General features: G+C 73.5%; 9 protein-coding genes. 7 read left to right on the top strand and 2 right to left on the bottom strand.

The annotated features are described in order from the left end of the window. Nucleotide 1 precedes the first annotated feature (1 nt). Together ACIQTO_RS06470 and ACIQTO_RS06465 are read right to left on the bottom strand one after the other, a co-directional pair. On the bottom strand, nucleotides 2-1,054 hold the full coding sequence (locus ACIQTO_RS06470) for an AAA family ATPase (protein ID WP_402383670.1): 1,053 nt from the start codon (nucleotides 1,052-1,054) through the stop codon (nucleotides 2-4). Nucleotides 1,055-1,366: 312 nt separating this feature from the next. Continuing rightward, nucleotides 1,367-1,909 (bottom strand): beta-class carbonic anhydrase, encoded by a 543-nt coding sequence (locus ACIQTO_RS06465; RefSeq protein WP_402383667.1) that lies wholly within the window; start codon nucleotides 1,907-1,909, stop codon nucleotides 1,367-1,369. A gap of 581 nt (nucleotides 1,910-2,490) precedes the next feature. On the opposite strand from ACIQTO_RS06465, the gene rsmH reads away from it, so the two are divergent. The 7 genes from rsmH to murD all read left to right on the top strand — a co-directional run bounded on the left by rsmH (nucleotide 2,491) and on the right by murD (nucleotide 11,969). Beyond that, on the top strand, nucleotides 2,491-3,465 hold the full coding sequence (gene rsmH / locus ACIQTO_RS06460; RefSeq protein ID WP_402383665.1) for a 16S rRNA (cytosine(1402)-N(4))-methyltransferase RsmH: 975 nt from the start codon (nucleotides 2,491-2,493) through the stop codon (nucleotides 3,463-3,465). Between the two features lie 49 nt (nucleotides 3,466-3,514). Beyond that, nucleotides 3,515-4,087, top strand: a complete 573-nt coding sequence (locus tag ACIQTO_RS06455) for a cell division protein FtsL (protein ID WP_402383662.1) — start codon at nucleotides 3,515-3,517, stop codon at nucleotides 4,085-4,087. 100 nt (nucleotides 4,088-4,187) lie between these two features. After that, nucleotides 4,188-6,419 carry a penicillin-binding transpeptidase domain-containing protein gene (locus ACIQTO_RS06450; RefSeq protein ID WP_402383659.1) on the top strand — a complete coding sequence of 744 codons (2,232 nt, stop codon included), beginning with the start codon at nucleotides 4,188-4,190 and terminating at the stop codon, nucleotides 6,417-6,419. Between the two features lie 6 nt (nucleotides 6,420-6,425). Next, nucleotides 6,426-8,078: a UDP-N-acetylmuramoyl-L-alanyl-D-glutamate--2,6-diaminopimelate ligase gene (locus ACIQTO_RS06445; RefSeq protein WP_402383656.1), complete on the top strand. Its 1,653-nt coding sequence runs from the start codon at nucleotides 6,426-6,428 to the stop codon at nucleotides 8,076-8,078. Continuing rightward, complete coding sequence (murF, locus tag ACIQTO_RS06440) at nucleotides 8,075-9,478, top strand: UDP-N-acetylmuramoyl-tripeptide--D-alanyl-D-alanine ligase (protein WP_402383653.1); 1,404 nt, start codon at nucleotides 8,075-8,077, stop codon at nucleotides 9,476-9,478. The genes ACIQTO_RS06445 and murF overlap by 4 nt, the downstream gene beginning before the upstream one ends. Beyond that, nucleotides 9,478-10,539 carry a phospho-N-acetylmuramoyl-pentapeptide-transferase gene (gene mraY, locus ACIQTO_RS06435; RefSeq protein ID WP_402383650.1) on the top strand — a complete coding sequence of 354 codons (1,062 nt, stop codon included), beginning with the start codon at nucleotides 9,478-9,480 and terminating at the stop codon, nucleotides 10,537-10,539. Before murF ends, mraY begins: the two co-directional genes overlap by 1 nt. Then, nucleotides 10,536-11,969, top strand: a complete 1,434-nt coding sequence (murD, locus tag ACIQTO_RS06430; RefSeq protein ID WP_402383648.1) for a UDP-N-acetylmuramoyl-L-alanine--D-glutamate ligase — start codon at nucleotides 10,536-10,538, stop codon at nucleotides 11,967-11,969. Before mraY ends, murD begins: the two co-directional genes overlap by 4 nt. The last annotated feature ends 237 nt before the right edge of the window (nucleotides 11,970-12,206 follow it).

Raw genomic sequence — 12,206 nt, 5'->3', positions numbered from 1 at the left:
CTCAGCCCCTCCGCAGGGCCGGGCCGGCCTGGCCCTGCGGGCGCGGCAGCGGCAGCCGGGCGACCAGGTCGGCCACGATCTGCTCGGCGGTGCGCCGGCTCAGCTGGGTCTCGGCGGTCGGCATCAGGCGGTGGGCGAGCACCGGGACGGCCAGGCGCTGGATGTCGTCCGGGGTGACGTAGTCGCGTCCGTCCAGCGCGGCGGCGGCGCGGGCGGCCCGGACCAGGTGCAGGGTGGCCCGCGGCGAGGCGCCCAGGCGCAGTTCGTGGCTGGTGCGGGTGGCGCCGACCAGGTCGACGGCGTAGCGGCGGACCGGGTCGGCGATGTGCACGGTGCGCACCAGGTCGATCAGCTTGAGGATGTCGGCGGCGTGCGCGACCGGCTGGAGGTCCTCCAGCGGGCTGGCGCCGCCGTGCACGTCGAGCATCGCGAACTCGGCCTCGGGGCTCGGGTAGCCGATCGAGATCCGGGCCATGAAGCGGTCCCGCTGGGCCTCCGGGAGGGGGTAGGTGCCCTCCATCTCGACCGGGTTCTGGGTGGCGACCACCATGAACGGCGAGGGCAGCTCGTAGCTGGTGCCGTCGATGGTGACCTGGCGCTCCTCCATCGACTCCAGCAGTGCGGACTGGGTCTTCGGCGAGGCCCGGTTGATCTCGTCGCCGACCACGATCTGGGCGAAGATCGCACCCGGGCGGAACTCGAAGTCGCGCTCGTGCTGGTCGAAGATGTTGGTGCCGGTGACGTCGGAGGGCAGCAGGTCCGGAGTGAACTGGATGCGTCGCACCGTGCAGTCGACGGACCGGGCCAGCGCCTTGGCCAGCATGGTCTTGCCGACGCCGGGCACGTCCTCCAGCAGCAGGTGGCCCTCGGCGAGCATGACCGTCAGCGCGATCCGGACGACCTCCGGCTTGCCCTCGATCACGCTCTCGATGTTGGCCCGGACGCGGTCCACCACGGCGGCGAGCTCGGGCAGGCCGACCGGGCGGTATCCCCGTGCCTCCTGGTCGCCCCCCGCGCGACCTTCGTGACCGGCCTGATCGTTGTAGCTCGTCACCCGTACGCTCCCTGGCACACTGCGCCCGCCTCACCCCGAGGCGGGCCCCCACCCCATGCTGGACGCGGCTCCTCCGGGAGCGGTTCCGTAGCGGGAGCCGGTGCCCTGGTGGGGCCTGCGGCTGGCCGCCCCAGGTGGTTCGGGGTCCGACCGGCAGGCGCATTCTCCCCCGGGCGGTGGCCAGAAGTCACCACCCGGCCGAAAGCGCCCGGGAAGCGGTGGGGGCGGGCACCCGCTCGCGGCCGGGGGAGCGCCGGCCGGGGCCCGGACGACGTTGGCCGGGCCGGCGGCGGCCGGTGGGGACGGGGTGGGTCAGGCGATCTCGCGGAGCAGCCCGGTGTGGACGTCGAAGACGAAGCCCCGGACGTCGTCGGTGTGCGGCAGGAAGGGCGAGGTGCGGACCCGCTGCATGGACTGGCGGACGTCGCTGTCGAGGTCGACGAAGGCCTCGACCGCCCACTGCGGCCGCTGGCCGACCTCCAGCTCCAGCTCGCGCCGGAAGTCCTCGGTGAGGCCGAGCAGACCGCAGCCGGTGTGGTGGATCAGCGCCACCGAGCGGGTGCCCAGGGCGCGCTGGCTGATGGTGAGCGAGCGGATGGTGTCGTCCGTGACGACACCGCCGGCGTTGCGGATGACGTGGGCGTCGCCGAGTTCGAGGCCGAGCGCGGCGAACAGGTCGAGTCGGGCGTCCATGCAGGCCACCACGGCGATGCGCTGGACGGGGCGGGCGTCCATGCCGCCGTCGCGGAAGGTCACCGCGTACTCGCGGTTGGCCGCCACGAAGCGGTCGATGATGTTCGGTCCGGTGGTGTCGGCAGCGGCTGTCGGCGTGGGCCGGTCGGGGGTCACTGTCATGCTGAAGACGTTAGTGCGATTTGGCTGTCCGTGGTGGGGCCGAGGGCTACAGAGCGACCGGCTGTGACCGAGCGCATATCGACAACCGGGCGGGGGCGGGGCGGGGCCGTCGGGGTGTTCCGGGCCGGTTTGTCCCCCCTCGTCCGGGCCGGGGCGCGCGGCCGGGCCGGACGAGCCCCGAGTGATGCCCCCGCCGGCCCGCCGGACGGCCACGACCTGCGGTGATCCATACCGCCGCCCGGGTGGTGCGCCGGAGCGGACCATTGACTGACGGGGTGTCCGCGATAGAGTTGCGGCGCAGTGGAGCACACCCGCCGGGCCCCGTCAACCGGGCGATTCCGGCCGGTGCGGCGGCCGACGCGGCCGGTGGCCTCCACCCGCTCCGTGCCACCTGGCGCACCTTCCCCGGCGCCGGGCGGTCACGATCTTCCCCCTGAGCGGGCGGGGACCACGGGCCGCGTCCCGGCCACCGGCGGCGGCCACCCGGCGCCCCAGGCGCCGACTCCGGCACACAGTGGGCCAAAATGGTCGGAGCTCCCGGACGTCGGGCTGCTCCGCACCGAAGAAGGGCGCCACCGCGCATGAGCACCAACGATCCGGCCCCCAAGCACGTCCCCGTGATGCTGCAGCGGTGCATGGACGCGCTGGCCCCGGCGATCTCGGGCCCCGGCGCGGTGGTGGTGGACGCCACGCTGGGGCTCGGCGGGCACAGTGAGGCCCTGCTGACCCAGTTCCCGGACGTCCGGCTGGTCGCCGTCGACCGTGACCCGGCCGCCCTGAAGCTCTCCGCCGAGCGGTTGGCCCCGTTCGGCGACCGGGCCACCCTGGTGCACGCCGTCTACGACGAGATCCCCGAGGTGCTGGAGCGCCTGGACATCCCCCGGGTGCAGGGCGTCCTGTTCGACCTCGGCGTCTCCTCGATGCAGCTGGACGAGGCCGAGCGCGGCTTCGCCTACTCCCAGGACGCCCCGCTGGACATGCGGATGGACCAGACCCGGGGCCTGAGCGCGGCCGAGGTGCTGAACACCTACAGCCACGGGCAGCTGGCCCGGATCCTGAAGGTGTACGGCGAGGAGCGGTTCGCCGGGAAGATCGCCTCGGTGATCCTGCGCGAGCGAGAGAAGGAACCGTTCACCAACAGCGCGCGTCTGGTCGATCTGGTGCGCAACGCCATTCCGGCCGCCACCCGCCGCACCGGCGGGAACCCGGCCAAGCGCACCTTCCAGGCGCTGCGGATCGAGGTCAACGGCGAGCTGGAGGTGCTGGACCGGGCGATCCCGGGCGCGCTGGACGCCCTGGCACTCGGCGGGCGGATCGTCGTGATGTCCTACCAGTCGCTGGAGGACCGCCTGGTCAAGCAGTACCTCGCGGCCGGCGCGACCACCACCGCCCCGCCCGGGCTGCCGTTCGTCCCGGAGGAGCACCAGCCCTGGCTGAAGCTGATCACCCGCGGTGCCGAGCTGGCCACCGAGGAGGAGATCGAGGAGAACCGGCGCGCCGCGCCCGTGCGGCTGCGGGTGGCGGAGAGGATCAGGGACCGGAGCACCCGGGGCTGACCAGGTTCACGGGGCGGGGTCCGAAGGGCGGAGGAACAGCGTGGGGCCGGTGGCCGGAGGCGGGGCGGGGAGCGCGGTGCTCCCCGGGCAGGGCGGCAGGGCGCGGATCACGGTCCGGCCCGGGCGGCGCCCGGTACGGGGGAGGACGCCGTTCGCGGTCCTGGTCGTGGTCCTGCTCGCGGCCGGACTGCTCGGGCTGCTGGCGCTGAACACCGCGCTCAACGAGGGTTCGTTCGAGCTCTCCAAACTGCAGCGCCAGACCACCGTGCTCACCGACGAGCAGCAGGGGCTGCAGCACCAGATCGACCAGAACTCCGCGCCGGACGCGCTCGCGCGCCGGGCCGCCGAGCTGGGCATGGTGCCCGCCGGGGGGATGGCCTTCCTGGACGTCCCGAACGGCGGCAAGGTGCTCGGCACGCCCGGACCGGCCCAGGACAGCCCCCCGGTGAAACGGTCCACCGCCGAGCCGTGGCCCGGCCGCCAGCCGTCGCCGAGCGCCCAGCCGAGTGCCCCGGCGGCGCCCGCGCCCGGCGGTGACACCACCGTCCAGATCAACCCGGCCGCTCCGGCCGTGCCCGCTCCCGCCGGTTCGCCGGCCGCGACCGGAGGTACGGGCCGATGAGCGGGCGCGGCGAACGAGTCATCAGAGGGTGCGCGTGCTGCGGAGCGCCCGCCGAGCGGGTCATTGGGGAGCGCATGAGCGAGCGTAGCGAGGTGGGCGCGTGAGCGAGCCCCGACAGCCCACCGGCGGGACCGGCGGCGCCGGTGGCCGCCGGCCCGTCGCCAAGGGCGCCGCACCGCGGCAGACCCCGCGCGGCCAGGCCGGCAAGGCCCAACCGGCGAAGGCCCAGCCTGCCAAGCCGCAGCCCGCCCGGTCGAAGCAGCCCCCGAAACCCCAGTCCGCCAAGGCGCAGGCCCCGAAGGCCCAGCCCCCGAAGCCGCAGCCGGCCGGGGCCCGGGACCCGAAGGCGGCCGGCCGCCCGGCCCGGACCCCGCAGCAGCGCCGCCCGGAGGGCCGCCCGCCGGTCCGTCCGCGCCCGAAGTCCCGCCCGCCGCAGCGCCCGCAGTCCAGGGCGATCCGGCTGGCCGACCCGCGCCGCCGGCTGCGGGTGGTCACGGTGGCGCTCTCCCTGGTGTTCTCGGTCTTCGCCGGCCGCCTCGTCCAGCTCCAGTTGCTGGACTCGGACGCACTGGCCGCCGACGCCAACACCAACCGCTACCTGAGCATCCCGATCACCGCCGAGCGCGGCTCGATAACGTCCGCCGACGGCGTGGCACTGGCCACCACCGTCGACGCGTACGACATCACCGCCGACCCGGCCATGTTCACCCAGGGGGCGGCCGGCATCCCGGACGCCCCCGAGCAGGCGGCCGCGCTGCTGGCACCGATCCTCGGCCAGTCCAAGGAGAAGCTCGCGGCGGACCTGCACACCCCCAAGACCCGCTACAAGCGGCTCGCGGCCCAGCAGAGCCCGGACGTCAAGAACCAGATCAGCGACCTCAAGTCGGGCCTGGAGAAGCAGGCGAACTCCAAGACCTGCCAGGCCCAGAAGCGCCTGCTGAACAAGGCCGTGGACGAGGGCGGCCGGACCAGGGTGGACAACGAGTGCGTCAACCCGCTGGCCGGCGTCTTCAACCGGGACACCCAGAAGCGCGTCTACCCGTCGGACGGGCTGGCCGCCAACCTGGTCGGGTTCGTCAACGCCGAGGGCGAGGGCGCCGGCGGCCTGGAGCAGCAGTACCAGAAGCAGTTGGCCGGCAAGGAGGGCCACAGCAGCTACGCCCAGGCGGGCGGCCGGCTGGTGCCCACCGCCGGGGGCTCGCTGGACCCGGCGGTACCCGGCACCGACCTGCGGCTGACCATCAACCGGGACATCCAGTGGGCCGCCCAGCGCGCCATCACCGACCAGGTCGCCAACGCCGGGGCGGAGAAGGGCTACGTCATCGTCCAGGACGTGAAGAACGGCCAGGTGCTGGCGATGGCCACCTCGCCCGGCTTCAACCCCAACGACCTGAGCACCGCCAAGTCCTCCCAGCTCGGCAACCCGGCCCTGCAGGACGCCTACGAGCCGGGCAGCACCGCCAAGCTGATGACCATGGCCGCCGTCCTGGACACCGGCAAGGCCACCTGGGACACCAAGGTCACCGTGCCGTACCCGCTGGTCCGCGGCGATGTGGCGTTCAAGGACGACATCCCGCACGACACCTGGTACCTGACGCTGGCCGGGGTGCTCGCCAAGTCCTCGAACATCGGCACCATCGAGGCCGCCCAGACGCTCGGGGCGACCCAGCCGGAGGCCAACAAGGTGCTCAACGACTACCTGCGCAGGTTCGGCATCGGGCAGTCCACCGGCCTCGGCTTCCCCGGCGAGACCCCCGGCATCCTGGACAAGCCGGAGGACTGGAAGGCCTCGAAGCAGTACACCATCCCGTTCGGCCAGGGCCTGTCGGTGAACGCCCTGCAGGCGACCTCGGTGTTCTCCACCATCGCGAACGGCGGGGTGCGGGTGGCCCCCAGCGTGGTGCAGGGCACCACCGCCCCGGACGGGCGCTTCACCCCGGCCGCGCCCGGCGCGCAGTCCCGGGTGGTCGGCGAGCAGACCGCCAAGACGCTCACCGAGATGCTGGAGTCGGTCGTCTCGGACGAGCAGGGGACCGGCGGCAAGGCCGCGATCCCGGGCTACCGGGTGGCCGGCAAGACCGGCACCGCCAACCGGGTGGACCCGAAGACCGGCGGCTACCGCGGCTACACCGCCTCGTTCATCGGGTTCGCGCCCGCCGACGCCCCCCGGGTCACCGTCTCCTGCGTGATCCAGGACCCGGTCAACGGCCACTTCGGCGGCCAGCTCTGCGGCCCGGTGTTCAAGCAGGTGATGGAGTTCACCCTGAAGACCCTGCAGGTGCCGCCGAGCGGCAGCGAGGCACCCAATCTGCCCGTCGAGTGGAAGCCGTGATCGACCATGAGCAAGGAGCGGGCCGGGTGGGACGACGGCACGGCGCGGGGCCGGTTTGGCCCTGGACACCCTTCGGCGGATAGCCTTCCCGCCGTGCCGAAACCCGATCAAATCACCGTGAGCCCGCCTCGCCCCGTCCGCGCGCAGGCCCAGCCGCTCGCCGAGCTGGCCCGACTGCTCGGCCTCGCGCCGGTTGAGGGGGGCCCGGTCACCGGCGTCACCCACGACTCCCGCGCGGTGCGCCCGGGCGATGTCTACGTGGCCTTCCCGGGCGCCAACCACCACGGCGCCGCCTTCGCGGCCCAGGCGGCCGCGGCGGGCGCGGTGGCGCTGCTCACCGACCCGGCCGGCGCCGAACTGGCGGCCGGCACCGGCCTGCCGCTGCTGGTGGTCGACCGGCCGCGGGCCCGGATGGGCGAACTGGCCGCCGCGGTCTACGGCCGGCCCGCCGACCGGCTGCTGATGATCGGGCTGACCGGCACCAACGGCAAGACCACCACCTCCTACCTGGTCGAGGGCGGCCTGCGCGGCGCCGGGCGCAGCCCCGGGGTGATCGGCACCGTCGAGATGCGGGTCGGCGACGAGCGGATCAAGAGCGAGCGGACCACCCCCGAGGCCACCGACCTGCACGCGATCCTCGGCGTGATGGGCGAGCGCGGCGCGGACGCGGTGACCATGGAGGTCTCCAGTCACGCGCTGGTCTTCGGCCGTACCGACGGGGTGGCCTACGACGTCGCGCTGTTCAACAACCTCACGCCCGAGCACCTCGACTTCCACCCGGACATGGAGGACTACTTCCAGGCGAAGGCCCGGCTCTTCCAGCCCGGCAAGTCGCGCCTGGGCGTGGCCAACCTGGACGACGCCTACGGGCGCCGGCTGATCGCCGAGGCGAAGATCCCGGTCACCTCCTTCTCCGCCACCGGCGCGCCCGAGGCGCACTGGCGGGCGGTGGACGTCCAGCTCGGCCCGGTCGGGTCGACCTTCCGGGTGCTCGGCCCCGACGGCGCCGAGGCCGACGCGTCCGTCCCGCTGCCGGGACCGTTCAACGTCGCCAACGCGCTGGCCGCGATCACCCTGCTGGTGACCGCCGGGCTGCCGCTGGAGCAGGTCGTCGCCGGGATCGCCGCGGTGCCCGGTGTACCGGGCCGGCTGGAGCGGGTGGACGCCGGACAGCCGTTCGTCGCGGTGGTCGACTACGCCCACAAGCCGGACGCCCTGCGGGCGGTCCTGGCCTCGCTGCGCGAGGTCACCAAGGGGCGGCTGCACGTGGTGGTCGGGTGCGGTGGCGACCGCGACCCGCACAAGCGCGCCCCGATGGGCGCCATCGCCGCCGAGCTCGCCGACACCGCCCTGCTGACCAGCGACAACCCCCGCAGCGAGGACCCGTTGGCGATCCTCGCCACCATGCTGACGGGCGCCGCCTCGGTGCCCGAGGCCGAGCGCGGCACCGTCCTGGTCGTGCCCGACCGGGCCGAGGCGGTCCACCTCGCGGTGGCCCGCGCCCAGGCCGGTGACACCGTGCTGGTGGCCGGCAAGGGCCATGAGCTCGGCCAGTACGTACGAGACGAGATCCGCCCCTTCGACGACCGGGAGGTACTGCGGGACTCGATCACGCGGACCACGGCCGCCCGGGGTACCGCAGGAGTGGAGCAGCCGTGATCGCACTGACCCTCGCCGAGGTGGCCGCGGCCGTCGGAGGAACCCTGGACGGCGCCGACCCCGACACCCCGGTGACCGGCCCGGTCGAGGTCGACTCCCGCAAGGTGCGCCCCGGCTGCCTGTTCGCGGCCTTCGCCGGCGAGCACGTGGACGGCCACGACTACGCCCAGCGGGCGGTGGCCGCCGGCGCCGTCGCGGTGCTCGCCTCCCGCCCGGTCGGGGTGCCCGCCGTCCTGGTCGACAGCGTGGTGGACGCGCTCGGCAAGCTGGCCCGGACGGTGGTGGCCCGCGCCGAGTCCACCACCGTGGTCGCGCTGACCGGTTCGGCCGGCAAGACCAGCACCAAGGACCTGATCGCCCAGCTGCTCCAGCGGCTCGGCGAGACCGTCTACCCGCCCGGCTCGCTCAACAACGAGATCGGGCACCCGATGACCGCCCTGCGGGTCGAGGCCGGCACCCGGCACCTGGTGATGGAGATGGGCGCCCGGCACAAGGGCGACATCGAGTACCTCACCTCGATCACCCCGCCCCGGATCGGCCTGGTGCTGAACGTCGGCACCGCGCACGTCGGCGAGTTCGGCTCCCAGGAGGCGATCGCCGAGGCGAAGGGCGAACTGGTCGAGGCACTGCCGGCGGACGGCGCGGCGATCCTCAACGTCGACGACCCGCTGGTACGGGCGATGGCCTCCCGTACCAAGGCCCGGGTGGTGTACTTCGGGGAGTCCCGGGAGGCGCACGTCCGGGCACAGGATGTTCGCCTCGACTCCACCGGACGGCCATCGTTCACGCTGACCACCCCGGCCGGTTCCGCACCCGTGCAGCTGCGCCTGTACGGTGAGCACCACGTCTCGAACGCCCTCGCCGCCGCAGCGGTGGCGGTGGAGCTCGGGATGTCCGTCGATGACACCGCCGAAGCGCTGAGCGAGGCGGGTGCGCTGTCCCGCTGGCGCATGGAGGTCGTCGACCGGGCCGATGGTGTCACCGTCGTGAACGACGCCTACAACGCGAACCCCGACTCGATGCGGGCCGCGCTGCGAGCGCTGGTCTCGATCGGAGGACGCGGCCCGGAGCGCCGTCGCACCTGGGCGGTGCTCGGCGAGATGCGGGAGCTCGGCGAGGAGAGCCTGGCCGAGCACGACGCCATCGGGCGGCTCGCGGTACGACTGGACGTCACCAAGCTGGTGGCGGTCGGCGGACGCGAGGCGGCTTGCATGGAACTGGGCGCTAGGAACGAAGGTTCGTGGGGTGAGGAGTCGGTGCTGGTGTCCGACGCGGACGCGGCGGTCGAACTGCTGCGCAGTCAGCTTCGGCCGGGGGATGTGGTCCTGGTGAAGGCTTCCCGTTCGGTGGGGCTGGAGAAGGTGGCCGAGGCACTGCTCGCGGACGGTGCGGCCGAGTAATGAAGCAGATCCTCTTCTCCGGCATGATCGGCCTCGTCCTCTCGTTGCTCGGGACCCCGGCCCTGATCAAGCTGCTCGCCAAGCGCGGCTACGGCCAGTACATCCGCGACGACGGCCCCAAGGCGCACCACAGCAAGAAGGGCACGCCCACCATGGGCGGCATCGCCTTCATCCTGGCGACGCTGATCGCCTACTTCGCGACCAAGGCGATAACGGGCGAGTCCCCGACCGCCTCCGGTCTGCTGGTGCTCTTCCTGACGGTGGGCCTGGGCCTGGTCGGCTTCCTGGACGACTACATCAAGGTCGTCAAGCGCCGCTCGCTCGGTCTGCGGGCCAAGGCGAAGCTCTTCGGCCAGTCGGCTGTGGGCCTCGCTTTCGCGATCCTGGCGCTGCAGTTCAGCGACGACCGCGGGCTCTCCCCGGCCTCCCAGCACCTCTCCTTCGTCCGGGACTTCGGCTGGTCGATCGGCCCGGTGCTGTTCGTCATCTTCGCCTACTTCATGATCGCCGCGATGTCGAACGGCGTGAACCTGACGGACGGTCTGGACGGCCTGGCCACCGGCGCCTCGGTGATGGTCTTCGGCGCCTACACCTTCATCGGCGTCTGGGAGTACGGCCAGAGCTGCGCCTACGCGATCTCGGCCACCTCCAGCTGCTACGACGTCCGCGACCCGTTGGACCTCGCGGTGGTCGCCGCCGCCCTGATGGGCTCCTGCTTCGGCTTCCTCTGGTGGAACACCTCGCCCGCCAAGATCTTCATGGGTGACACCGGCTCGCTCGCCCTCGGCGGCGCCCTGGCCGGTCTGGCGATCTGCTCGCGCACCGAGCTGCTGCTCGCACTGCTCGGCGGCCTCTACGTGATCATCACCCTCTCGGTGATCATCCAGGTCGGCTCCTTCCGGATGACCGGGAAGCGCGTCTTCAAGATGGCTCCGCTGCAGCACCACTTCGAACTCAAGGGCTGGACCGAAGTCCTGATCGTGGTCCGGTTCTGGATCATCCAGGGCCTCTGCGTGGCGGTCGGCCTCGGCCTCTTCTACGCGGGATGGGTGACGGGATGACCGGACCCGACTGGACCTCCCTGCCGGTCACCGTCGCCGGCCTCGGTGTCTCCGGCATCAGCGCGGCCCGGGTGCTGCACGGCCTCGGCGCGCTGGTCACCGTCGTGGACGGCGGCTCCGGCCCGGGCCTGGAGGCCCGCGCCGCCGAACTGCGGGAGCAGGGCGTCACCGTCCGCCTCGGCGACGGCGACAGCCTGCCCGAGGGCACCCGGCTGGTCGTCACCTCGCCGGGCTGGCCGCCCAGCAGCCCGCTGTTCGCCGCCGCCGAGGCGGCCGGTGTCGAGGTCTGGGGCGACGTCGAACTGGCCTGGCGCCTGCGCCGGCCGCTGGTGACCACCGGCGAGCCGGCTCCCTGGCTGGCCGTCACCGGCACCAACGGCAAGACCACCACCGTCCAGATGCTCGCCTCGATCCTCACCGCGGCCGGCCGGCGCACCGCCGCCGTCGGCAACGTCGGGGTCTCGGTGCTGGACGCGGTGCTCGCCGAGGAGCCGTACGACGTGCTCGCCGTCGAGCTCTCCAGCTACCAGCTGCACTGGGCGCCGTCGCTGCGCCCCTACGCGGCGGCCGTGCTCAACCTGGCGCCCGACCACCTCGACTGGCACGGCTCGATGGAGGCGTACGCCGCCGACAAGGGCCGGATCTACCAGGGCAACGTCGTCGCCTGCGTGTACAACCTGGCCGACCCGGCCACCGAGGCGCTGGTCCGCGAGGCCGACGTCGAGGAGGGCTGCCGGGCGATCGGCTTCGGCCTCGGCTCGCCCGGCCCGTCGAACTTCGGCCTCGTCGACGGCCTGCTGGTGGACCGCGCCTTCGTGCCGGACCGGACCAAGAACGCCGCCGAGCTGGGCTCGGTCGCGGACGTCGACCCGCCGGCCCCGCACAACATCGCCAACGCCCTCGCCGCCGCCGCCCTCGCCCGGGCGTACGGGGTGGACGCCGCGGCCGTCCGGGAGGGGCTGCGGGCCTTCCGCCCGGACGCCCACCGGATCTCCGAGGTCGCCGTGGTCGGCGGAGTCACCTACATCGACGACTCCAAGGCCACCAACACCCATGCCGCCGCGGCCTCGCTGGCCGCGTACCGGCCGGTGGTCTGGATCGCCGGCGGCCTCGCCAAGGGTGCCGAGTTCGACGACCTGGTCCGGGGCGCGGCCGAGCGGCTGCGCGCGGTGGTGCTGATCGGCGAGGACCGCGCGGTGATCAGGGAGGCGCTGGCGCGACACGCGCCGGATGTCCCGGTGATCGAGGCGGCCGAGGGCCAGACTGGCGCGGTGGCGATGGCCGAGGTGGTCCGCACGGCCGCCTCGCTCGCCCGATCGGGTGACACGGTGCTGCTGGCACCGGCCTGCGCCTCGATGGACATGTTCACCAACTACGGCGAGCGCGGCGACCTCTTCGCCGCGCGGGTCCGGGAGCTCGCGGACAGCTGAGGCGGCACAGCGGCGCACGGCAACGGCCGCCGGCCCACCCGTGCACGGGCGAGCGAGCCGAAGGGCCGCGCCGGTGCCGAAAGGGAGGAGCGAGGGCGCCCCGAGGGGCGTCGGAGCGACGACCGTCGGCGCCGGGTCGAGCGGCCCGGAGCCGAGCCGAGCCGTAAGAAGAGGGGAGCGTGTGGTGGCGGGGCAGGGCAGGGTGGGCGGTTCCGGTGTGCCGGAAAAGGGCCCCGC

Source organism: Kitasatospora sp. NPDC091207, from assembly GCF_044768625.1.
In the GTDB taxonomy this organism is placed as follows: Bacteria; Actinomycetota; Actinomycetes; order Streptomycetales; family Streptomycetaceae; genus Kitasatospora.
This window is presented reverse-complemented; position numbering and strand designations above follow the sequence as displayed.

What these genes read in the sequence shown, in the direction of transcription:
- ACIQTO_RS06465 (WP_402383667.1), bottom strand. Translation starts at nt 1,909, where the DNA reads ATGACAGTGACCCCCGACCGGCCCACGCCGACAGCCGCTGCCGACACC.
- rsmH (WP_402383665.1), top strand. Translation starts at nt 2,491, where the DNA reads ATGAGCACCAACGATCCGGCCCCCAAGCACGTCCCCGTGATGCTGCAG.
- ACIQTO_RS06445 (WP_402383656.1), top strand. Translation starts at nt 6,426, where the DNA reads ATGAGCAAGGAGCGGGCCGGGTGGGACGACGGCACGGCGCGGGGCCGG.
- mraY (WP_402383650.1), top strand. Translation starts at nt 9,478, where the DNA reads ATGAAGCAGATCCTCTTCTCCGGCATGATCGGCCTCGTCCTCTCGTTG.
- murD (WP_402383648.1), top strand. Translation starts at nt 10,536, where the DNA reads ATGACCGGACCCGACTGGACCTCCCTGCCGGTCACCGTCGCCGGCCTC.